The sequence below is a fragment of the Microbacterium sp. NPDC055357 genome (assembly GCF_053644835.1).
Map to the genome: position 1 here is coordinate 602899 of NZ_JBSHLZ010000001.1, position 21066 is coordinate 623964.

General features: G+C 71.0%; 17 protein-coding genes. 9 read left to right on the top strand and 8 right to left on the bottom strand.

The features are described 5' to 3' along the window. The first annotated feature begins 138 nt into the window (after window positions 1-138). The 3 genes from ACWICD_RS02505 to ACWICD_RS02515 all read left to right on the top strand — a co-directional run bounded on the left by ACWICD_RS02505 (window position 139) and on the right by ACWICD_RS02515 (window position 5009). Window positions 139-1131, top strand: coding sequence for an aldo/keto reductase (locus ACWICD_RS02505; RefSeq protein ID WP_454139172.1), 993 nt, complete (start codon window positions 139-141; stop codon window positions 1129-1131). 173 nt (window positions 1132-1304) lie between these two features. After that, window positions 1305-2075, top strand: coding sequence for a PP2C family protein-serine/threonine phosphatase (locus tag ACWICD_RS02510; RefSeq protein WP_376129958.1), 771 nt, complete (start codon window positions 1305-1307; stop codon window positions 2073-2075). 93 nt (window positions 2076-2168) lie between these two features. After that, the gene (locus ACWICD_RS02515; protein WP_454139173.1) at window positions 2169-5009 is read left to right on the top strand and encodes an FtsK/SpoIIIE domain-containing protein; all 2841 of its coding nucleotides are present in this window, start codon (window positions 2169-2171) and stop codon (window positions 5007-5009) included. Window positions 5010-5168: 159 nt separating this feature from the next. Here the strand turns inward: ACWICD_RS02515 and ald are convergent, their stop codons facing one another. Both ald and ACWICD_RS02525 read right to left on the bottom strand, forming a co-directional pair. Continuing rightward, window positions 5169-6284 carry an alanine dehydrogenase gene (gene ald / locus ACWICD_RS02520; RefSeq protein ID WP_454139174.1) on the bottom strand — a complete coding sequence of 372 codons (1116 nt, stop codon included), beginning with the start codon at window positions 6282-6284 and terminating at the stop codon, window positions 5169-5171. Between the two features lie 55 nt (window positions 6285-6339). Next, window positions 6340-7329: an asparaginase gene (locus ACWICD_RS02525; RefSeq protein ID WP_376129951.1), complete on the bottom strand. Its 990-nt coding sequence runs from the start codon at window positions 7327-7329 to the stop codon at window positions 6340-6342. A gap of 51 nt (window positions 7330-7380) precedes the next feature. Between ACWICD_RS02525 and ACWICD_RS02530 the strand changes: the two genes are divergently transcribed. Further along, window positions 7381-7878, top strand: coding sequence for an OsmC family protein (locus ACWICD_RS02530; RefSeq protein ID WP_376129948.1), 498 nt, complete (start codon window positions 7381-7383; stop codon window positions 7876-7878). Here the strand turns inward: ACWICD_RS02530 and ACWICD_RS02535 are convergent. Further along, a complete protein-coding gene (locus ACWICD_RS02535) occupies window positions 7847-8623 on the bottom strand; it encodes a lysophospholipid acyltransferase family protein (RefSeq protein ID WP_376129945.1) in 777 nt (258 codons plus the stop codon). The genes ACWICD_RS02530 and ACWICD_RS02535 overlap by 32 nt on opposite strands. A gap of 112 nt (window positions 8624-8735) precedes the next feature. Here ACWICD_RS02535 and ACWICD_RS02540 point away from each other — a divergent pair, with 112 nt between their 5' ends. Beyond that, a complete protein-coding gene (locus ACWICD_RS02540) occupies window positions 8736-9683 on the top strand; it encodes an FKBP-type peptidyl-prolyl cis-trans isomerase (RefSeq protein WP_376129942.1) in 948 nt (315 codons plus the stop codon). Window positions 9684-9736: 53 nt separating this feature from the next. Continuing rightward, window positions 9737-10825 (top strand): 1-deoxy-D-xylulose-5-phosphate reductoisomerase, encoded by a 1089-nt coding sequence (locus ACWICD_RS02545; RefSeq protein WP_376129939.1) that lies wholly within the window; start codon window positions 9737-9739, stop codon window positions 10823-10825. Between the two features lie 496 nt (window positions 10826-11321). Here the strand turns inward: ACWICD_RS02545 and ACWICD_RS02550 are convergent, their stop codons facing one another. From ACWICD_RS02550 to ACWICD_RS02560, 3 genes are all read right to left on the bottom strand, one after another. Next, complete coding sequence (locus tag ACWICD_RS02550) at window positions 11322-12980, bottom strand: Mur ligase family protein (protein WP_454139175.1); 1659 nt, start codon at window positions 12978-12980, stop codon at window positions 11322-11324. A 70-nt stretch (window positions 12981-13050) separates the two neighbouring features. Further along, window positions 13051-13761: a YcnI family copper-binding membrane protein gene (locus ACWICD_RS02555; protein ID WP_376129933.1), complete on the bottom strand. Its 711-nt coding sequence runs from the start codon at window positions 13759-13761 to the stop codon at window positions 13051-13053. Window positions 13762-13854: 93 nt separating this feature from the next. Then, window positions 13855-14430, bottom strand: a complete 576-nt coding sequence (locus tag ACWICD_RS02560) for a hypothetical protein (protein ID WP_454139176.1) — start codon at window positions 14428-14430, stop codon at window positions 13855-13857. A gap of 79 nt (window positions 14431-14509) precedes the next feature. Here ACWICD_RS02560 and ACWICD_RS02565 point away from each other — a divergent pair, with 79 nt between their 5' ends. Then, window positions 14510-15829 carry a M50 family metallopeptidase gene (locus tag ACWICD_RS02565; protein ID WP_454139177.1) on the top strand — a complete coding sequence of 440 codons (1320 nt, stop codon included), beginning with the start codon at window positions 14510-14512 and terminating at the stop codon, window positions 15827-15829. Window positions 15830-15895: 66 nt separating this feature from the next. Here the strand turns inward: ACWICD_RS02565 and ACWICD_RS02570 are convergent, their stop codons facing one another. Continuing rightward, window positions 15896-17923: a chorismate-binding protein gene (locus ACWICD_RS02570; protein WP_454139178.1), complete on the bottom strand. Its 2028-nt coding sequence runs from the start codon at window positions 17921-17923 to the stop codon at window positions 15896-15898. 193 nt (window positions 17924-18116) lie between these two features. Between ACWICD_RS02570 and ispG the strand changes: the two genes are divergently transcribed. Beyond that, on the top strand, window positions 18117-19268 hold the full coding sequence (ispG, locus tag ACWICD_RS02575; protein WP_376129923.1) for a flavodoxin-dependent (E)-4-hydroxy-3-methylbut-2-enyl-diphosphate synthase: 1152 nt from the start codon (window positions 18117-18119) through the stop codon (window positions 19266-19268). 12 nt (window positions 19269-19280) lie between these two features. Here the strand turns inward: ispG and ACWICD_RS02580 are convergent, their stop codons facing one another. Further along, window positions 19281-19934, bottom strand: coding sequence for a GntR family transcriptional regulator (locus ACWICD_RS02580; RefSeq protein WP_454139179.1), 654 nt, complete (start codon window positions 19932-19934; stop codon window positions 19281-19283). A gap of 120 nt (window positions 19935-20054) precedes the next feature. On the opposite strand from ACWICD_RS02580, the gene ACWICD_RS02585 reads away from it, so the two are divergent. Then, a complete protein-coding gene (locus tag ACWICD_RS02585) occupies window positions 20055-21062 on the top strand; it encodes a 1-aminocyclopropane-1-carboxylate deaminase (RefSeq protein ID WP_376129917.1) in 1008 nt (335 codons plus the stop codon). The last annotated feature ends 4 nt before the right edge of the window (window positions 21063-21066 follow it).

The window sequence follows — 21066 nt, forward strand, 5'->3', positions numbered from 1 at the left end:
TCGAGCCCCTCGACCCCTCCCCTCCCCCCTGCCCCCCCCCCCTGCCCGCGAAAGCCCACCGGCAGGCCGAGACAGCGGGCAAACCCCGCTGTCTCGGCGCCCCGTTGCAGTCTCGCGGTCTCCGCTAGCCTCGAGCACATGGCTTCTGACATCCCCGCGCGCCGCGTCGGTGCATCCGGTCTCCTCGTTTCGTCCGTCGGCCTCGGCTGCAACAACTTCGGTCGCGAGGGCGCGAAGACCGAGACGCTCGAGGGAACGCGCGCCGTGCTGGATGCCGCGATCGCCAGCGGCGTCACGTTCCTCGACACCGCCGACATGTATGGCCGCGAGCCGGGACTGTCCGAGAGCCTCATGGGCGAGGCGCTGCAGGGGCGCCGCGACGACGTCGTGCTGGCGACGAAGTTCGGGCACCACGGTCGAGACATGGGGTATCCGGTGTCGGGCGCGAAGGCATCGCGGGCGTACATCCGCCGCGCCGTCGAGGGGTCGCTGACGCGCCTCAGGACCGACTGGATCGACCTCTATCAGCTGCACACCCCCGACCCGACGACGCCGATCGAAGAGACCCTCGATGCGCTCGGCGACCTCGTCCGAGAGGGCAAGATCCGCTACATCGGCCACTCGAACCTCTCAGGCTGGCAGATCGCCGAGGCACACTACGTCGCCGCCGAGCGCGCCGGCATCCCTTTCGTATCCGCGCAGAATCACTACAGCCTGCTGGCACGCGCGGCCGAGCGCGACGTGCTGCCCGCAGTCGACCGGTTCGGGCTCGGTTTCCTTCCGTACTTCCCGCTGCACAACGGACTGCTCACCGGCAAGTTCTCGCGGGAGCACGCACCCGCCGATACGCGCATCATGCGGCAGCGCGAACACGTCTGGCGGGATGCACCGTGGGACACCCTCGAGGCCTATCAGGCGTTCTGCGACGAACGCGGCATCACGATGCTGCAGGCGACGTTCGGCTGGTTCCTCGCGCGCCCGGGGCTCGCGAGCGTTATCGCGGGTGCGACGAGCCCCGAGCAGGTCGAGTCCAACGCGGCCGCCGCGACGGCCTGGAGCCCGACCGCCGACGACATCGCGGCGATCGATGCGCTGTTCCCCCTGCCCGAGGACCCCGGCGCCCAGGTCTGAATCGACCGGGACGTCAGAGCGACAGCGCGGCATCCCGAGTCGGTTCGACGGGCGCGAAGCGCGTCGCGGATCGACCGGCGCCGCTGGCGCTGCCTGCGAACCCACTAGTATGTGAGCACGCCGGTCCGGCCGCTCCGGCGGACCAGGCGACCGGTTCACGGGGAGGACGGCGAGTGCCCGACACAACGACGCAATCCTGCGCCGTCACGGTCCCCGGTGGTCGAATCGACCTGTCCTGGGCGGCGATCACGCATCGCGGCCGTCGTCGCGAGATCAATCAGGACGCCCTGCTCACCCGCTTCCCGCTCTTCATCGTCGCCGACGGCATGGGCGGGCACATCGGCGGTGAGATCGCCAGCGCGAGCGCCGTCGACCGCCTCGGCGCGCTCGGTGACGCGGTCACCCCCCGGTCGATCGAGAAGGCCCTCGCCCGCGCCGTGAAGGACATATCGGCACACCCCGAGGCGACCGACGAAGGCACGGGTACGACCGTGACGGGCGTCTACCTCGACGTGTCCGGCGTCGCCCCGCACTGGGTCACCCTGAACATCGGCGATTCGCGCGTCTACCTGCTGCGCGACGGCACGATCGCGCAGATCACGACGGACCACTCGGTCGTGCAGGAGCTCATCGCGGCGGGCAGGCTGAGCCCCGAAGAAGCCGAGAACCACCCGTACGGCAACGTCATCACCCGTGCCGTCGGTCCGAGCGACGGCGTGACTCCCGACTACGTGCGACTCGAGGTGGCCGACGGGGACCGATTCGTCATCTGCTCCGACGGCCTGACGAAAGAGCTCACCGACTACGGGATCCAGCACTTCCTCGGCGAGAACGCCGATCCCGCGGATGCTGCGCAGGCGATGCTCGACGCGGCGCTCGAGAACGGCGGGCGCGACAACATCACGATCATCGTGCTCGACGTCGCGCGAACGAGCACCGACTGACGCGGTTCCTCCCCAGCGGGGACCGGGCGCGGAGTTCTCCACATCCGGTCGGCCTGGGATGCCGCACGTCGGCGAAGGGCGTGGAATGGGCGGGTGACGACCGCCACCGCACCCCGCCGAGCCTTCATCGACGAACTCGACGACGCCGAGCCGCTGATCCTGCCTGACGCATGGACACCACCTGCCCGTCCGCCGCTGCCGCTCATCGCATCGACCGTGCCGGTCATCGGCGCCGTCGTGCTCTGGCTCGTGACCGGATCGCTCTTCGCGCTTCTGCTGGCCGGGCTCGGACCGCTCATCGCCGTGGCGAGTGTCGTCGACGGGCGGCGTGGGGCGCGGCGCGAGAAGAAGAGGGCCGCTGAGGCGGCCGTTGTCGCTCGCGATCGAGTCACCCGGTCGATCGAGCGCCGCCAGGACGGCGAGCGTCGGCGCCGATGGGCGCGGCATCCCGACGTCGCGGGGTTCGCGGCGCGCGACGGCGACGTGTGGCGCGAGCTGTCGGACCGATCCGGCGCGCTCGTCGTCGGCACGGGCGACGTGGCCAGCGGCCTCAGCGTGAGCGGCGGAGCGGGCGATGCGCAGGCCACGACCCTGCGCGCGCGGGCGGCGCGCCTGCCCGGAGCGCCCGTGCTCGTGGCGGCCGACGACGGCCTCGCCATCACGGGCGGTCCGGCCCTCGTCGCGGCCGTCCATCGAGCTCTCGTGCTGCAGCTGTGTCTCGCCACGGCGCCCGGGATACTGCGGATCGTGGGTCCGATCCCGGCCGACCTCGCGTGGGTGCGCGAGCTGCCGCACTGCCACGCGACGACGGGACGAACCCTCGCCGTGACGGCGGAGCCGCTGTCGCCCAGTCCCGACGTCACGATCGCCGTCATCGCGCCGGGCGCCGATCCGCCCCCCGGCTGTCGCGCGCGCCTGTCGGTGTCGTCACTCGATCGCGCGCTCCTCGATGACGGAACAGGCGTGCGGGACGTCGCGGTCGAAGCGGTCGGCATCGAGCAGGCGACCGCGATCGCGACGGAGCTGGCCGACCGCGCCGCGCGGATCCTCGGCCTCACGTCCCACCGTGACGAACCCGTACGTTTCGCCGATGTCGCACCGGCTCCCTCCGCTGCGGGGCGGAGCGCGCTCGACGCGGTCGTCGGTGTCGCAGGGCGGCAGCCGTTCGCGATCGATCTCGTCGCGGACGGTCCGCATGCCGTCGTGGCGGGTGTCACGGGATCGGGCAAGAGCGAGCTGCTCATCACGTGGGTGCTGGCACTGGCCGCGGGCCGTTCGACGCGCGACGTGAGCTTTCTGCTGGCCGACTTCAAGGGCGGCACGGCATTCGACGCGCTGCGGGGTCTCCCGCACGTCACAGGCGTCATCACCGACCTCGACGGGTCGGGTGCCCGCCGGGCGATCGAGAGCCTGCGCGCCGAGATCCGGTGGCGGGAGGCCGAACTCGCGCGGTGCGGTGCCCGTGACATCCTCGACGAGCGCGTCGAGCTGCCGCGACTCGTCGTGGTCGTCGACGAGTTCGCGGCACTGCTCGCGGAGCATCCCGAACTCCACGCCGTCTTCGGCGACATCGCCGCGCGCGGACGAGCACTCGGACTGCATCTCATCCTCGGCACGCAGCGGGCGGCCGGTGTCATCCGCGACAGCCTGCTGGCGAACTGTCCGCTGCGTCTCAGCCTGCGGGTGACGGATGCCGCCGACAGTCGTGCGCTGATCGGCACCGACGAGGCGGCGGTGCTCCCCGGTGGCGTCGCCTCGCGTGGTCTCGCACTGATCCGGCGGGCAGCCGACGCGAGCCCGCACCGCGTCCGCATCGCGCTGACGTGCGCGGCCGACATCTCAGCCGTGGCCGGACGCGCCACAGGTCCGGCACCGCGCCGCCCCTGGCTGCCGGACCTGCCCGAATCCATCTCGCTCGCGGACGCGAGGGTCATGGCCGGCGACCGCGAAGAGTCTCAGCTGCTCATCGGCATCGCGGATGAGCCGGAACGCCAGCGGCAGCGCGCGGTCGGACTCCGTCTCGTCGATCGTGGATTGCTCGTCGTCGGCGGACCTGGCTCGGGAAAGACGACGGTGCTCGACACGATCGCGGAGCAGGCTCGAGTCGTGCGTCGCGTGGCCGGCGACGGCGAGTCCACGTGGGACTCCGTCGCCGCACTCATCGACGACCCGCCGCTGCACGGCGCCGTCATCATCGTCGACGATCTCGACACCGTGCCCGCCCGTCTCTCGCCGGACCACGCGCAGGTCGTGCTGGAACGCCTCGAGCTGCTGTTCCGCGGCGCAGGGGCGACGGGAAACCTCATCGTCGCGACGACCCAGCGCCTCACGGGCGCCGCGGCGCGGCTCGGCGAGATTCTGCCGCGGCGCCTCGTCCTGGCGACGGCATCGCGCGCCGAGCACCTCGCGGCGGGCGGGGACCCCGCGCATCACACGGTCGACGCGCCGCCCGGGCGAGGACGGCTCGGCGCTCTCGCCGTACAGGTCGCCGTGCCGGACGGCGTCCAGGTCACGGCAGCCGCCCCCGCGGTGCCCGCCCCGCCGTGGACGCCGCACGCGTCCCTGACGGGGTTCGTGACGCGGCGTCGTGCCGCGGCGCGGCCCGCGTTCGACGTGTGGTCGGACAGCGGCATCCGCTCGCTCTCGCTCGATGAATACGCTGCCGACCCGTCCGTGACCGCGTACGGGCCCGTCGTGCTCATGGGCGATCCCGACGAATGGCAGCGCGAGTGGCGGCTGCTCGCGCGCGTGCGCGCCGATCACGACCTCGTCATCGACACGTCGTGCGCCGCCGAGTATCGCGTGCTGAGCGGAAGCCGCGACCTGCCGCCGTACGCGCTGCCCGGTGCCGGCCGCGCGTGGCTGCTGTCGCAGGGCGGCGAAGCCGTGCGGATCGTCCTTCCCGGACCCGGACCCGGACCCGGCGTCCGGTGAGCGCACGCGCAATGGGTGCGGACGGCTCGAGGACCGCAGGCGCGCTCCCTACGCCTGTGCGATGACGTCGATCGCACCGCGCGTGCGCGCCGATGTAGCTCGCGCCGGGGAACGCCTCCCTCTCCTACGTCTCGATCCTCGACAACGCGATCACCGGGGTCAGACCAGTGCGTCGGCGAGAGGCGCGAGGTCGAGCGAGTGGGCGTTCGCGACGCCGGCGTTGACCACGCCGCCGCCGACCGTGTTGAGCCCGCCCGCGAGCGCAGCATCCGCGCGAAGCGCATCGCGCCAGCCGTGCCGCGCGATCTGCCGGATGTACGGCAGGGTCGCGTTCGTGAGGGCTGACGTCGACGTGTTCGGCACGGCGCCGGGCATATTCGCGACGCAGTAGAAGACGCTGCCGTGCACAGGGAACGTCGGGTCGGCGTGCGTGGTCGGACGGGTGTCGGCGAAGCAGCCGCCCTGGTCGACGGCGATGTCCACGAGCACCGAACCGGGGCGCATCCGCGCCACCATGTCGTTCGTGACGAGCTTGGGCGCCTTCGCCCCCGGAATGAGCACCGACCCGATGACCAGATCCGATCCGACGACCGCGCGGTCCAGATCGAAGGGATTGGATGCCGCGGTCTTGACGCGACCCTGGAAGTGATCATCGAGGTAGCGCAGGCGCTGAACGTTCGTGTCGAAGATCGTGACGTCGGCGCCCATGCCCACGGCGATGACGGCGGCGTTGGCTCCGGCGACGCCGCCGCCGATGACGGTGACGGCGGCGGGGCGGGTGCCCGGCACGCCCGACATCAGCAGCCCCAATCCGCCGGCCGAGCGCATGAGGGTGGCCGCGCCGACCGTCGGCGCGAGCCGACCGGCGACCTCGCTCATCGGCGCGAGCAGGGGCAGTCCGCCGCCCGGGAGCTGCACGGTCTCGTAGGCGATCGCCGTCACGCCGTCGGCGACGAGGCGCTCGGTGAGCGGCCGGTCCGCCGCCAGATGGAGGTAGGTGAAGAGCACGAGGTCGTCGCGGAAGTAGCCGTACTCGCTCGCGATGGGCTCCTTGACCTTGAGGAGCAGCTCGGCGCCCGCCCAGACCTCGGCGGCATCGTCGAGCATCGTGGCACCGGCAGCCTCGTACTCGGTGTCGGGCATCGACGAGCCGACGCCGGCACCGCGCTGCACGAACACCTCGTGGCCCGCGGCGACCAGGTCGTGGACGCCCGCGGGCGTCATCGCAACGCGGTACTCGTTGTTCTTGATCTCGGTGGGGATGCTGATGCGCATCGTGTATTCCTCTCCGCTCCGCCGTTGGAGCGCTCGATGCTCTGGGTGAGAGCGGTCAGACCGAGGGGCGGATGGCCCCGACGGTGGTACCGCCGCCGTGGACGGCGAGCGGAAGCTTGGACATGGTGTCGGCGACATCCTGCGCCGACAGCGAGCCGGCACGCTCGAGCAGCCGCAGCGCGACCGCCGTGCCGGCGCGACCCGAGCCGTCGAGCACCTTGACGACCGTCGTCGTGCCGTCGGGCGCGACCATCGCCATGACACCCTCCGCGCCGCTCTTGGCGAAGACGCCGAGCTGCTCGATGGCCACGGTGTCGGGACGGCCGGGACCATCGATCGTCCACGGGTGCGCGCGCACCGCCTGCACGAGCGCCCCGGCGCTGCGGTGCAGCGCGAACGGCGATGTCGTCGACGCCGTTCCGATGCGGTGCAGCGCGCGCGCGAATCCGAAGACGGTGAGAGCGTAGATCGGCGCCCCGCAGCCGTCGACGGCGCTCGCCGCGATCTTCTCACCGGTCAGGCGTTCGATCACTTCGCGGATATGCATCTGAACGGGATGATTGAGATCGAGGTACGAGGCAGGGTCCCAGCCGTTCGCCACGCTCGCGGCGAGCATTGCCGCGTGCTTGCCCGAACAGCTCATGCGCACGGATGCCGGCTGGCCGAGGTCGCGCACCAGGCTGTTGCGCGTGGCGGGGTCGATCGGCCACGCGGGCGGGCAGCCGAGGTCGTCTTCACCGAGCCCCACGGCCGAGAGCATGTCGCGCACGACGTCGACGTGACGGTCCGTGCCGGAGTGGCTCGCCGTCGCGAGCCCGAGCTGTTCGCCCTCGAGCGTGGCCCCCGCGGTGAGGCACGCGAGCGCCTGCAGGGGCTTGAGGCTGGAGCGGGGGAGGAACAGCGCCGAGACGTCGCCGAACTTGTCGACGACGGTGCCGTCGGGGGCCAGCGTGATGGCGACCCCGGCGTGCCGGGACTCGACGAAACCGCTGCGTTCGACGACGGCGAGCTCGACGGCTCCCGTCAGGGGAAAGGTCTGCGGCATCCGAAAATCCTATCGCCGCGAGGAGGGCGAGCGCGTGCCAGACTGTGTCGCATGTGGGGCGAGCATCGATACTCCGTGCGGAGCACGTGGACGGGCGACCGCGGAACGGGCACGTCGGGATATCGGGATTACGACCGCAGCGTCACCCTCGAGATCGACGGGAAGCCCCCGCTGCTCGCGTCGGCGGACAAGCCCTTTCGCGGAGACCCGTCGCGCTGGAACCCCGAGGACCTGCTGCTGTCCGCACTGAGCGAATGTCACCTGCTGTCCTATCTGCACGCGTGCGTTCAGGCCGGAGTCGTCGTCGTCGCGTACGAGGACGACGCGACGGGCGTCATGGTGCAGGACGGCCGCGGCGGGGGAGCGTTCCGCGAGGTCGTGCTGCGTCCGCGCGTCACGGTTGCGGACGCATCGATGACGGATGCTGCGACAGCGGCCCACGCGCAAGCGGCGGAGTGGTGCTTCATCGCGAACTCCGTGAACTTCCCCGTGCGTCACGAGCCGACGATCGAGGTCGTCAGCGACGCTCGTGCGGAAGGACCTGCTTGATCCGCTCGATCGGGTTCTGCGCGGGCATCTCGTTGTAGGCGTTCGCGAGCTCCTGGCCCGACAGCGCGTGGATCGCCGCCATGATCTCGTCGGTCGCGACACGACGCGCGCGGCCCGACGTCGCGGGGCCCGCGTGCGAGAGATCGAGCGGTTCGCCGAACTTGACGGTCACGCGGTGCTTGAGTGACGGCGCCGAGGCGCCGACGGGCATCACCTTGTCGGTGCCGATCAGGCCGACGGGAACGACCGGAGCGCCCGTCTGCAGGGCGAGGAAGGCGACACCCGTGCGGCCCTTGTACAGGCGTCCGTCGAGCGACCGTGTGCCCTCGGGATAGAGCGCGACGGCGCGACCGTCCTCCAGCAGCTGCCGCTGCTGATCGAGGGCATCGAGTGCGGCCTGTCCGGCACCGCGCTGCACGGGAATCGCGCCGATCGCCGTGAAGAACGTGCGCGAGACCCACCCTTTGACGCCCGTGCCGTCGAAGTAGCTCGACTTGGCGAGGAAGTGCACGGGACGGGGAGCGGCGACCGGGATCGCGATCGAGTCGATAAACGACAGATGATTGCTCGCGAAGATGACCGGGCCCGTGCGGGGCACATTCTCTTTGCCGATGACCCGCGGGCGGTACATGACGCGCGCGAGGGGAGTGAGGACCATGCGTCCGAGCGCGTACGTCGCGCCCATGCGACGCGCCGGCTCACCGGCAGCGCTGTCGGCGGGCTCAGGTACGTCGGCAGAAGTCACCGGACGAGGCTACTCCCGGCCGCATGCCGGGCTGGGCATGTCCTTCACAGCCGGGGCAAAGGAAGAATGCGGAAAGATGGGACCTCCCGCCTATCGAACACGAGGTTCCTCCGTGCGCATCCGCTCCCTCGCCGCTCTTTCCGTCTCCGCCGTCGCGCTGCTCGCCCTCGCGGGCTGTGGCTCGGCCGATCCCGAAGCCACGCCGACGTCGTCCGCGGATGCGGGCGGTGACCTGTGCTCGGTGGCACAGCCCTCCGGACCGATCGTCGAATCGCTCGAGGTGGGTGGTGAGGTCGGCGAGTCCGCGACGCTCGAGTTCGATGCGCCGCTGACCGTCGAGACCGCCGAGCGCCTCGTGCTCACGGAGGGCGACGGTGACCCGCTCTCGGACGGCGACCTCGTGACCTACGCTCTGACCGTCTTCGACGCGTCGACCGGTGAAGAGACCGGAACCGAGGGCTACGGCGAAGACCTGCTGCCCGTCCAGGTCTCGGTCGGCACCGGCCCCGACCAGTTCTTCGGATGCGCCACCGTCGGCTCACGCATCGTGATGTCGCTTCCCGAGTCGCAGGGCTCGCCTGCCGCCATCTGGGTTCTCGACGTGCTCGGCACGAGTGAGTCGGTCGCCTGGGGCGAAGAGCAGGACCCCGTCGACGGCTTCCCGACCGTCGAGCTCGACGAGTCGGGTGCACCGACCGTGACGCTGCCCGAGGGTGACATCCCGACCGAGTTCGACAAGGCCACGCTCAAGAAGGGCGACGGCGTCGAGGTGAAGGAAGGCGACGCCGTGCTCGTGCAGTACCACGGCGTCTCGTGGAACGACGGCGAGGTCTTCGACCAGAGCTGGGGCAGCCAGCCGTTCAGCTTCTCGACGAGCGGCGGTGTCGTGCAGGGCTTCGCGGACGCCGTCATCGGCGAGACGGTCGGTTCTCAGGTCATCGCTGTGCTTCCGCCCTCGGCCGCGTACGGCGAAGGCGAGATCAATGAAGAGGATCTGACCGGTCAGACCCTGGTGTTCGTCGTCGACATCCTCGCCGTCGCCACCCCCGCCACTCAGTGACCTCGACGCGGGTCGGGCGGGTGACCGCGCCGGCCCGCGTCTAAGCTGACGGGATGCGTCGCGTCCTGATCCTCGGCTCCACCGGTTCGATCGGCACCCAGGCCCTCGACGTCATACGCGGCAACCCCGGCCGCTTCGAGGTGGTCGGACTGTCCGCGGGCTCGAATCGCGTCACACTCGCGGCGCAGGCCGACGAGTTCGGTGTCGAGCACACAGCGCTCGGCGCCGTCGAGGCGGAGCAGCTCGTGCGCGACGTCGACGCCGACGTCGTGCTGAACGGCATCACCGGGTCGGTGGGACTGGGCCCCACGCTCGCCGCGCTCGAAGCCGGGCGTACGCTCGCACTCGCCAACAAGGAATCGCTCATCGTCGGCGGTGAGCTCGTCACATCGATCGCCGCGCCCGGTCAGATCGTGCCGGTCGACTCGGAGCATTCCGCCATCGCCCAGGCGCTGCGCGCCGGCGAGCGTCACGAAGTGCGCCGCCTCGTGCTGACGGCATCCGGTGGTCCGTTCCGCGGTCGCTCGCGTGACGCGCTCAGCGCCGTGACCCCCGCCGAGGCCCTCGCGCACCCCACGTGGGACATGGGACGCGTCGTGACGACCAATTCTGCGACGCTCGTCAACAAGGGCCTCGAGGTGATCGAGGCGCACCTGCTGTTCGGCGTGCCCTACGGCGACATCGACGTGGTCGTGCATCCCCAGTCGATCGTGCACTCGATGGTGGAGTTCACGGACGGATCCACGATCCTGCAGGCGTCTCCGCCCGACATGCGGCTGCCGATCTCGCTCGGTCTGGACTGGCCTCGCCGCATCGCGGGGGTCGGGGCGCCGTTGGACTGGTCGAGCGCCGTGTCCTGGACGTTCGAGCCGCTCGACGGCGACGCGTTTCCTGCGGTCTCGCTCGCGAAGCGCGTCGGACGCGCGGGCGGTACGTACCCTGCCGTCTTCAATGCGGCCAACGAACAGGCCGTCGATGCGTTCCACGAGGGGCGCTTGTCGTTTCCCGGCATCGTCGAGACCGTCGAGCGCGTCGTCGAGCTGCACGAAGCGCCCGACGAGCTCACCCGGGCATCGCTCACCGACGCCGAGACGTGGGCGAGGGCGGCGGCAGATCGCGCGATCGCCGCATCCGCTCGCTGAGGCGCCCCCTCCCTCTCCCTTCACGTTGACTTTGCGTCCTTTGCCGGCGACACGCCGTCGGGCACTGACATAGGGCGCAAGTGAACAGCGAGGGTACGGCGCCGCGGCGTGGTGCGCGCTGGCGCGTCGGGTCGCGGTGCGGGCGCGGCGCGCGGGCGGCGTGCGTCGCGGGGGCAGGTGCGGCCGGCTTCCCCCCCCCACGTTGACTTGCGCCCTATGTCAGCGACACGCCGTTGGGCGCTGACATAGGGCGCAAGTGAACAGAGAGAGTACGGCGCCGCGGCGGGCGTCGGCGCGTCGGGTCGCGGTGCGGGCGCGGCGCGCGGTGCGGGGGCGGTGCATCCCCTCACGTTGACTTGCGTGCTTTGTCGGCGACACGCCGTTGGGCGGTGGCATAGGGCGCAAGTGAACAGAGAGGGTACCGCGGGCGCGGCGCGGCCGCCGTACCGCGGGCGCGGCGCGGCGACCGCGCGGGCGCGGGCCGAGAGAGGCGGGGTCAGAAGGCGGGGCGCAGCGGATCCGACGGGGGAGTCTCGTCGTCGGGGTACGGCACGGGCCATCGCGGTTCGGGCACGGGCCAGCCGGCGGCGCGCAGGGCGCGACGAGCCAGCTCGCGAGCGGAGTACGGCGCACGGTTGCCGCGGATGTCCCGGTAGTCCTGGTGCCCCGGCCCCGCCCACAGGATGCCGTCGCCTTCGCCGACGAGGGCGATCGCCTCGATGATCGCTCGCTCGGGCGGCGTGTATTCGTGGATCTCGGCGTCGGGCCGCGCGCGTCGCGCGCCTTCGATGAGGGTGGCGCGGATCGACTCGGGGTCCTCGAACCGCGGATGGTGATCGGTGATGACGAGGATGTCGCTGCCCTCGGCCGACGTGCGGCCCATGTCGTGGCGCTTGGTCGCGTCGCGGTCCCCGTCGGCTCCAACGACCATGACGACCTTGCCGGGCGTCACGCGGCGCACGGCCGCGAGCGTCTTCTCGAAGGCGTCGGGCGTGTGCCCGAAGTCGACGTACACGGCGGGACCGCGCTCGCCCGAGACGAGCTCGGTGCGGCCGGGCAGGTACGCCTCGATGCGACCCCCGTCGAGGGCTTCGCGGATGCGCTCCCACGCGTATCCGCCCTCGAGGATCATGACGATCGCGAGCGCCGCGTTCGCCGCCATGTGCGTGCCGATGACCGGCACCACCGTGGTGAGGGTGCGTCCCTCCGGGCCCGTGAGACGGAAGCGCGTGCCGTCCGGGCGCTCCGCGAGCACCTCGACGACCCAGTCGGCCGCGCGCGCGGCCTCCGGATCGGCTGCGACAGCCGGCGTGCCGACCGTGAGCGCGGGGATCTCGCTGCGCGCGAGGATCTCGGCCCCCGACGCATGGTCGATGCAGATGACGGAGCGCCGCGCCCGGTCGGGCCGGAACAGCGGCATCTTCGCCTCGAAGTACTCGCGCATGTCCGCGTAGTCGTCGAGGTGGTCGTGCGTGAGGTTCGTGAAGCCGGCCACGTCGAACACGAGTCCGTCGACGCGACGGCGGCTGAGCGCCTGCGCGCTCACTTCGACGGCGACCGCCTCGACCCCCCGTTCGCGCATGAGGGCGAGCAGGGAGTGCATCTCGTATGCCTCGGGGGTCGTCAGCCGTGACACGACGACCTGCCCCGCGATGTGACGCTCCGCCGTCGACGACAGCCCCGTCACCACGCCGAGCTGGCCGAGGATCCCCTCGAGCAGGTGCGACACGCTCGTCTTGCCGTTGGTCCCGGTCGTGCCGAACAGGATCGGCAGGTCATCGTCGCGCCCTGTCCCGTAGACCCAGGCGGACAGGTCGCCCAGCAGCCCTCGCGGGTCGTCGACGACGAGCACGGGAAGATCGGATGCCGCGGCGCGGTCGGCTCCGGCGGCATCCGTCACGATCGCGACCGCGCCCTTCGCCGCTGCCGCGGCGGCGAATTCGGCGCCGTGTCGCGTGCCGCCCTGCGCGGCGACGAACAGGTCGCCGGGGCGCAGGTCGGCTGTCGCGAGCGTCAGGCCCGTGAGCAGGATGCCGGCCGTCGAGCCGCGTACGTCGGCGTCGAAACGGGCCGCGAGATCATCGAGCGCGTGGGCGGGCGGGGCGTCCGGGCGGAGGACGGGCGGAAGGTTCGGGGAAGGGGCATCGCTGGGCATGGCAGATCCATCTAAGCACCCGCGCGGAGCAACCCGGGAAGGCCGGGTGTTCGGCCTTCCCGGGACGGGCTCAGCGCTTCGGTGAGCGGCCCCGCACGAGCGCGACGCCGAGCGCCGCGAGGGCCGCGACGAGCGCGCCGCCCGCGAGCCAGCGTGCCGTCGTGTCGTCGGCGGGAGCGGAGATCGGAACGGCCTCGCCGTCGTGAGCGTTGGCGGTCTCCTCTTCGGCGTGCGTGTCCTCCGCGTCGCCGTGCCCGTGACCGTCGTCGCCCGCGGCGACCTCTCCGACCTCGACGAGCGGCGCGGGTGAGGGCAGGTCATGCGGGTCTTGACCCTCTTCGGCGATCTCGTTCCAGTCGTTCACGCCCTCGACGCAGTCCTGACGGACCGGGAAGGCGAGCGTCGTGCCCGCGGTGTCTTCGTTGAAGAGCGCGTCGAACGAGACGGTGGCCTTGATCGCGTCGTCGATCGGCGAGTCGGCCGTGAAGGTGATCGTCTCGGGGATGCCGTCGGCACCGTCCTCGCGCGAGACGCTCCAGCCGCCCTGCATGATCGGCGTCGCGTTGCCCACGCCGTCGGGGATCGTGATCACGAGGGCCGTCGTGGGCGAGCCGTCGCAGCCGTGCGAGAACGAGAACGTGAGCGTCTCGGTCGCGCCGGCCGACACCGCGCCGGGGTTGACGTGCACGTGCGCGGATGCGGCGACGGGGATCGCCACGGCGAGGGCGACGCCGCCGATGATTCCGGTGGCGAGCAGGCGGGAAAAGCGGGAAGTGGTCATGCGATGGTCTCTTTCGTCGTCGGTGAGCGCCGCCCGGATGCGGGCGTGCGCGAGGGTTTCCTCGTCGCAACCCGACGAGGAGCTGTGCAGCCCTCAGGCTGCGGTGACGACGGCGGGTGGGCCCCGCCGGGAGACGACGTCGGTGAGGAGGCGCCGCAGGGGCGCAACGCGGCGACGAGCGGCGCGCGTCCGCACAGCAGGCCACGAGGGGATCACGACCTCGCTCGGCAGCGCGACGAGCCGGGCGATGCCGCGGCCCAGAGCCCGCAGCATCCGCTCGCCGCGGTGGAGGAGCGCGACCGTGAAGATCGCCGCGGCGACGTGTGCGATCAGCATGGCGACATCGGGAGCGACGGATGCCGCACCAGGACCGAACGTCATCGTGCGGCCGTGGACGTGGCCGAGCACCGTGCCGCCCGTGCCCGCCGTCGCCGCGAAGGCGACGTGGAGGAGCACCTGTGCGGCCAGAACCGTGAGCGAGAGGCGGACGAGTCCGAGCCTGCGCCCGGCGAGGGCGACCGCGACCGGGACAGCGAGGATCGTGATCACCAGCAGCAGAAGAGGCGCGGGCGCTTCGCCGCCACCGACCGTGTGCGACACGGCGGCCGTCCACGTCGCGACCGCCGAAGCGGCAGCGCCGCGCAGCGTTCGGGTGTGGCGCGCGTGCATGGGATCCTCTCCGATCGTCAGAGTAGAGCACGGGAGGGTTCCGAGCCAACGCAAAGGCGCGCGCCGGTACCGTGTGCGTGTGGAGTTCCTCGCGTTCGTGATCGGCGTCGTCCTGCTCGTCGTCGGGCTCGCGGTGTCGATCGCCCTCCACGAGATCGGGCACCTCGTGCCGGCCAAGAGGTTCGGCGTACGCGTCGGCCAGTACATGGTCGGATTCGGGCCGACCCTGTGGTCACGGCGCCGCGGTGAGACCGAGTACGGCGTCAAAGCGATCCCGCTCGGCGGCTACATCTCGATGGCGGGCATGTACCCGCCCTCGCCTGCGGAGCGCAGCGGCCGCGCCGGCGGCGGCTTCTTCGCGACGATGGTGCAGGATGCCCGTGCCGCGAACGACGAGACGCTCGAGGCGGGTGCCGAGGACGGCGTCTTCTACCGCCTGCCGGTGTGGAAGCGCATCGTCATCATGCTCGGCGGACCGATCATGAACTTCCTCTTCGCGATCGTGCTCTTCGCGATCCTGCTGAGCGGCATCGGCGTACAGAGCGCCACGACCTCGATCGCCCGCGTCAGCGAGTGCGTCATCCCCGCGTCGTCCGAGCGCACGCAGTGCGAGCCGTCCGATCCGCGCGCGCCCGCGGCCGATGCCGGGGTGCTGCCGGGCGACGTGCTCCTCGCTGTCGACGGAACACCCGTGTCGACCTTCGCCGAGGCATCCGACATCATCCGCGCCTCGGCGGGCACCACGATCCCGCTCCTGATCGAACGCGACGGCGCCGAGCAGACTCTGCGGGTGACCCCGCTGTCGGTCGAGCAGCCCGTGACCGACGACCGGGGATACCCGATTCTGGATGCCGCCGGCGACGTGCAGTACGCCGAGGTCGGCTTCGTCGGCATCGGCCCGACCGTCGACTACGTGCGTCAGCCGATCTGGGCCGGGCCGCAGGCCGCCGTCGAGAACGTCAGCGCCGTCGCCGGCATCATCTGGCAGCTGCCGGTGAAGATCTGGGAGACCGGCGTCGCGCTCGTGACGGGGGAGGAGCGTGATCCCAACGGTCCTCTCAGCATCGTGGGGGCCGGGCGCCTGGCCGGAGAGGTCGCGGCGGCGGAGTCTCCGATCCTCAACCGCGTGTCGGGTTTCTTGGGGCTGCTCGCATCGCTCAACATCGCGCTTTTCGTCTTCAACCTGATCCCGCTGCTGCCGCTGGACGGCGGGCACGTCGTCGTCGCCCTCTGGGACGGCCTCAAGCGCATGTGGGCGAAGCTCTTCCGGCGCCCGCCACCCCGGCCCGTCGATGCGACGAAGCTCGTGCCCGTGACGCTCGCCGTCTTCGTCGCGCTGCTCGTGATGGGCGGCGTGCTGATCCTCGCCGACCTGTTCAACCCCATCTCGCTGTTCTGAGTTGCGTGACCGAATCGGTCAGCCGGGCCCCGGCGCCGCGTGACCCTCCGCGTCGCCAGCGGCGCGTCAGCGCAGGGCGTGGGCGACGAGACGCTCGAGCGTCGCGATGCCGTCGCGCGACAGGATCGACTCGAGGTGGCCCTGCACCGAGGCGAAGCCCGCGCCGCGCAGGGCGTACACGTCGCCCGTGGCGTCGGCGGCGATCTCGGCCTCTCCGACGCGCGTCGTGCCCGCGGGCACGCGTGCCGTGAACGTGTTGTAGAAGCCGATCGACGCGGGCTCGCCGAAGACGTCGACGGTCTTCTGCATGCCCTGGTGCGGTGAGGCGAGCGGCGCGAGCTCGATCCCGAGCGAATCGGCCAGGATCTGATGGCTGAGGCAGACGGCGAGGAGCGGACGCCCCTGCACGCGGCGCCGCGCGACGATCTCACGCATGCGCGTCATGCGCGGGCTGCCGGCGTCGCGGGGATCACCGGGCCCCGGTCCCGCGACCACGAGCTCTGCCTCGTCGAGCTGCGCGTCGGTGACGGCATCCCATGCGGCGATCTCGACGACGAGGCCGAGTCGCCTCAGCTGGTGGGCGAGCATCGTCGTGAAACGGTCCTCCGCGTCCACGACGATGGCAGTGCGCGTGGCGAACGGGCCGTCGCCGTCGGGATCCTGCGGATCGAGCCAGAACTGCGCGAGGCGCGCATTGCGGGACTGCAGCAGTGCGCTGATCTCGGGATCGTCCGACAGTCGGCGGGGCTCGGCGGCGGGCTCGTCTTCGTCGATGGATGCCGCCTGCACGGCGCCTGCGCGCGCGACGGCTCCGATGGCACCGAGCACTCCGGCGGCCTTGCCGTGCGTCTCGCCGACCTCACCGTCGGGGTCGGAGTGCCGCACGAGCGTCGCGCCCACGGGAACGCGCAGGCGCCCGTCGGCGAGATAGGCCGTGCGGATGAGGATCGGCGCGTCGAGATCGTGCGTCGGTCGCGGTTCGGGGGGCGACGCGGTCCCTGAGCTCGTCGGAGCGGTCCCTGAGCTTGTCGGAGCGGTCCCTGAGTTCGTCGGAGCGGTCCCTGAGTTCGTCGGAGCGGTCCCTGAGCTTGTCGAAGGGTCGGCGACCGAGCTCGCGGGCGTGAACAGCGCCGCGACGCCCGAGTAGTAGCCGCGCGGTGTCTGCTCGTGCCGCTCGATGACCGTGCACGCGTTCTGCATGGGCGACCCGGTGACCGTCGGCGCGAACATCGTCTCGCGCAGGATGTCACGCGGGTCCATCGTGCTGCGCCCGCGAAGGACGTACTCGGTGTGCGTGAGGCGGGACATCTCCTTCAGGTGCGGTCCCGTGATGCGCCCGCCGTCCGAGCAGACGGCGCTCATCATCTTGAGCTCTTCGTCGACGACCATGAAGAGCTCTTCGGTCTCTTTCGTCGAGCGCAGGAACTCGGCGAGGGACTCCTCGGTCGCACCGCCTTCGGGGTGGCGGAATGTGCCTGAGATCGGATTCATCGTCACGATGCCGCCGCGTGCGCTGACGTGCGCCTCGGGGCTCGCGCCGACGGCCACGTGCCCGGGGGTCACGACGGCGAACGTCCAGTACGCGCCGCGCTCGTGCTCGAGCAGGGCACGGAACCAGGTGAGGGCCGCCGTCGCGGCATCCGTCTCGACGCTCGCGGTGAAGTCGCGGCGGATGACGAAGTTCGCGCCCTCTCCGCTGCCGATCTCGTCCGAGATGACGCGGCGCACGATGTCGGCGTAGTCGTCGTCGGAGATGTCGAACCCGGCATCGCCGAGCGGGACCGGTGCGGACGGCAGCGCGGCGATGACCTCATCGCGCGGCAGGTGCTCGTGCGCCGCGACCACGAGGCAGCGCAGCGGCGCGTCGTCGTCGTGGCACGTGAAGCCGCGTTCGCGCACCTGGCGGTACGGCACGAGCGCGAGCACTTCGCGCGGCGCTCCGTCGGGGTCTTCGAGGGGGATGTCCGCGAGAAGCTCGACGTCGACGACGTCACCCGTGAGCAGCTCGACGGTCTCGCCGTCGCGTGCGAGGAGGGCGAAGGGGATGCCGCGTGCTGCGAGCTCCCCGATGGTGGAGGAATCGGACCCGGTCATCGTCGGTCTTTCGTCGTGCGGGCGGTCGCCCTACACGAAGAAGACCGCCCGGGGGCGGTCTGTCGTCGCACGAACACCCGCCTAAGAGACGGGCCACCAAGTGAGGTTCGCGGGCATGCGCCGAAACTACCACAGCCGCCTCTCTCGGCGCCCTGTCAGGCCACCTCGACCCCCGCGCCGTAGGCTTGAGAGCGTGCCAGCAGTGAACCTCGGAATGCCACGCGTGCCGGAACTCCTCTCCCCGCGTCGCAAGAGCCGCCAGATCAAGGTCGGCAAGGTGCTCGTCGGCGGCAACGCGCCGGTCAGCGTCCAGTCCATGACGACGACCCCGACGACCAACATCAATGCGACGCTGCAGCAGATCGCCGAGCTCACGGCATCGGGCTGCGAGATCGTGCGCGTCGCGGTGCCGTCGCAGGATGACGCCGACGTGCTGCACATCATCGCGGCGAAGAGCCAGATCCCCGTCATCGCCGACATCCACTTCCAGCCGAAGTACGTCTTCCAGGCGATCGACGCCGGCTGCGCCGCCGTGCGCGTCAATCCCGGCAACATCCGCCAGTTCGACGACAAGGTGGGCGACATCGCCGCCGCCGCGAAGGCTGCGGGAGTGTCGCTGCGCATCGGCGTGAACGCGGGATCGCTCGACAAGCGTCTGCTCGAGAAGTACGGCAAGGCGACCCCTGAAGCCCTCATGGAGAGCGCCGTGTGGGAGGCGTCGCTGTTCGAGGAGCACGACTTCCACGACTTCAAGATCTCGGTCAAGCACAACGACCCGATCGTCATGGTCAAGGCGTATCGCCTGCTCGCCGAGCGGGGCGACTGGCCCCTGCACCTCGGCGTCACCGAGGCCGGCCCAGCCTTCCAGGGAACGATCAAGTCCGCCACGGCGTTCGGGATCCTGCTCGCCGAGGGCATCGGCGACACGATCCGCGTGTCCCTCTCGGCGCCGCCGGCCGAAGAGGTCAAGGTCGGCCACCAGATCCTGCAGTCGCTCAATCTGCGCGAGCGCAAGCTCGAGATCGTGTCGTGCCCGTCGTGCGGCCGTGCCCAGGTCGATGTCTACTCGCTCGCCGACAGCGTGACCGAAGGCTTGAAGGACATGACGGTTCCCCTGCGCGTCGCGGTCATGGGCTGCGTCGTGAACGGACCCGGCGAAGCGCGTGAAGCCGACCTCGGAGTGGCCTCCGGCAACGGCAAGGGGCAGATCTTCGTCAAGGGTCAGGTCATCAAGACGGTCCCCGAGTCCGAGATCGTCGCAACCCTCATCGAAGAGGCGAACCGCATCGCCGCCGAGATGGGGCCGGATGCGGCGGTGGGAACGGCGCAGGTCGTCACGAGCTGACGCCGACCGCGCTCACTCCTCGCTGACGTAGCTCAGCGACAGCCAGTTCTCACGGCACAGCCTGGCTGTGCCCTCGACATCGCGCGCTCCGGCCGCGGCGATGATCTCGGCGTGCTGATCGACGGAGTCTCGTCCCGAAAGGGACCCGAAACGCAACCGCTCGACGCGACGCAGCAGGGGAGTGGCGATCTCGAGCACCTCGGCGACCATGGGGTTGCCGCATGCGCGCACGAAGACGTCGTGGAACCGGTCGTCCGCTGCGAGCGCCGTCTCGGTGTCGCCGGCGCCGATCGCCGCGGCGAACGCGTCGTTGGCCGCCGACAGCTCGTCGAGCTGAGCCGCCGTCATGATCGGCACGGCCAGGCGCGCGGCCAGTTCGTGCATGGATGCCGCGACCTGCTGTGCGCTGCGCGTCGAGCCCGCGTCGAACGGGGCGATGATCGTCGCGCGTCCCGGCTGCGAGACGACGAGGCCGGCACGTTCGAGGCGCAGCAGCGCCTCGCGGATCGGAGTGCGGCTGACCCCGAGCCATGCCTCGATCTCGGTGTCGCGCAGACGCTCGCCGGGAGCGAGCGTGCCGTCGACGATCGCGTCCCGCAGCGCGGCGTACACGTTGTCGCGCAGGAGTTCGCGCGCCGGCACAGGGCTGGCAGAGGGGACGGGCATAGGGGCGCCTCCGGACGGTCGGTCCTCGCATTCTACGTCAGGATGCGGCATCCGAAATGCAATATCCAGGATATTGCGCTACGGTGGCCGCAGTTCACCCCACGACCTGACGAGGACGACATGGCCATCACAGACTTCGAGCGGTACCCGCTCACCTTCGGGCCCAGCCCCATCCAGCACCTGCCCCGCCTGACGCAGCACCTCGGGGGCGCGCAGATCTGGGCCAAGCGCGAAGACGTCAACAGCGGCCTCGCCTTCGGCGGCAACAAGACGCGCAAGCTCGAATACCTCGTGCCCGAAGCCCTCGCGCAGGGCGCCGACACCCTCGTCTCGATCGGCGGTTACCAGTCCAACCACACGCGCCAGGTGGCGGCCGTCGCCGCGAAGCTCGGCCTCAAGGCCCGCCTCGTGCAGGAGAACTGGGTCGAGTGGCCCGACCCCCTGAGCGACCGCGTCGGCAACATCCAGCTCTCGCGCATCATGGGCGCGAAGGTCACCCTCGACGCGGCGGGCTTCGACATCGGCATCCGATCGAGCTGGCAGCAGGCGATCGACGAGGTCGTCGCCGAGGGCGGCAAGCCCTACGCGATCCCGGCGGGAGCGTCGGACCACCCGCTGGGCGGCCTCGGTTTCGCGAACTGGGCCTCCGAGGTCGAGCAGCAGGAGCGCGACCTCGGCGTCTTCTTCGACACGATCATCGTCTGCACCGTCACCGGGTCGACGCACGCCGGCATGATCGCCGGGTTCGCCGGTCAGGACCGCCCCCGCCGCGTCATCGGGATCGACGCGTCCGCGACGATCGACAAGACCCGCGCGCAGGTCGAGCGCATCGCCCGCAACACCGCCGAACTCATCGGGCTCGGCCGCGAGCTGCGCGACGACGAGATCACGGTCCTCGAAGGGTGGGCGGGCGACCTCTACGGCATCCCGGTCGAATCGACGCTCGAGGCGATCCGGCTGGGCGGCTCGCTCGAGGCGATGATCACCGACACGGTCTACGAGGGCAAGTCGCTCGCGGGCCTCATCGACCTCGTGACGTCGAAGGAGATCCCCGCGACGAGCAACGTGCTCTACGCGCACCTCGGCGGCCAGCTGGCGCTCAACGCATACAGCGGACTGTTTCGTTAGTCTT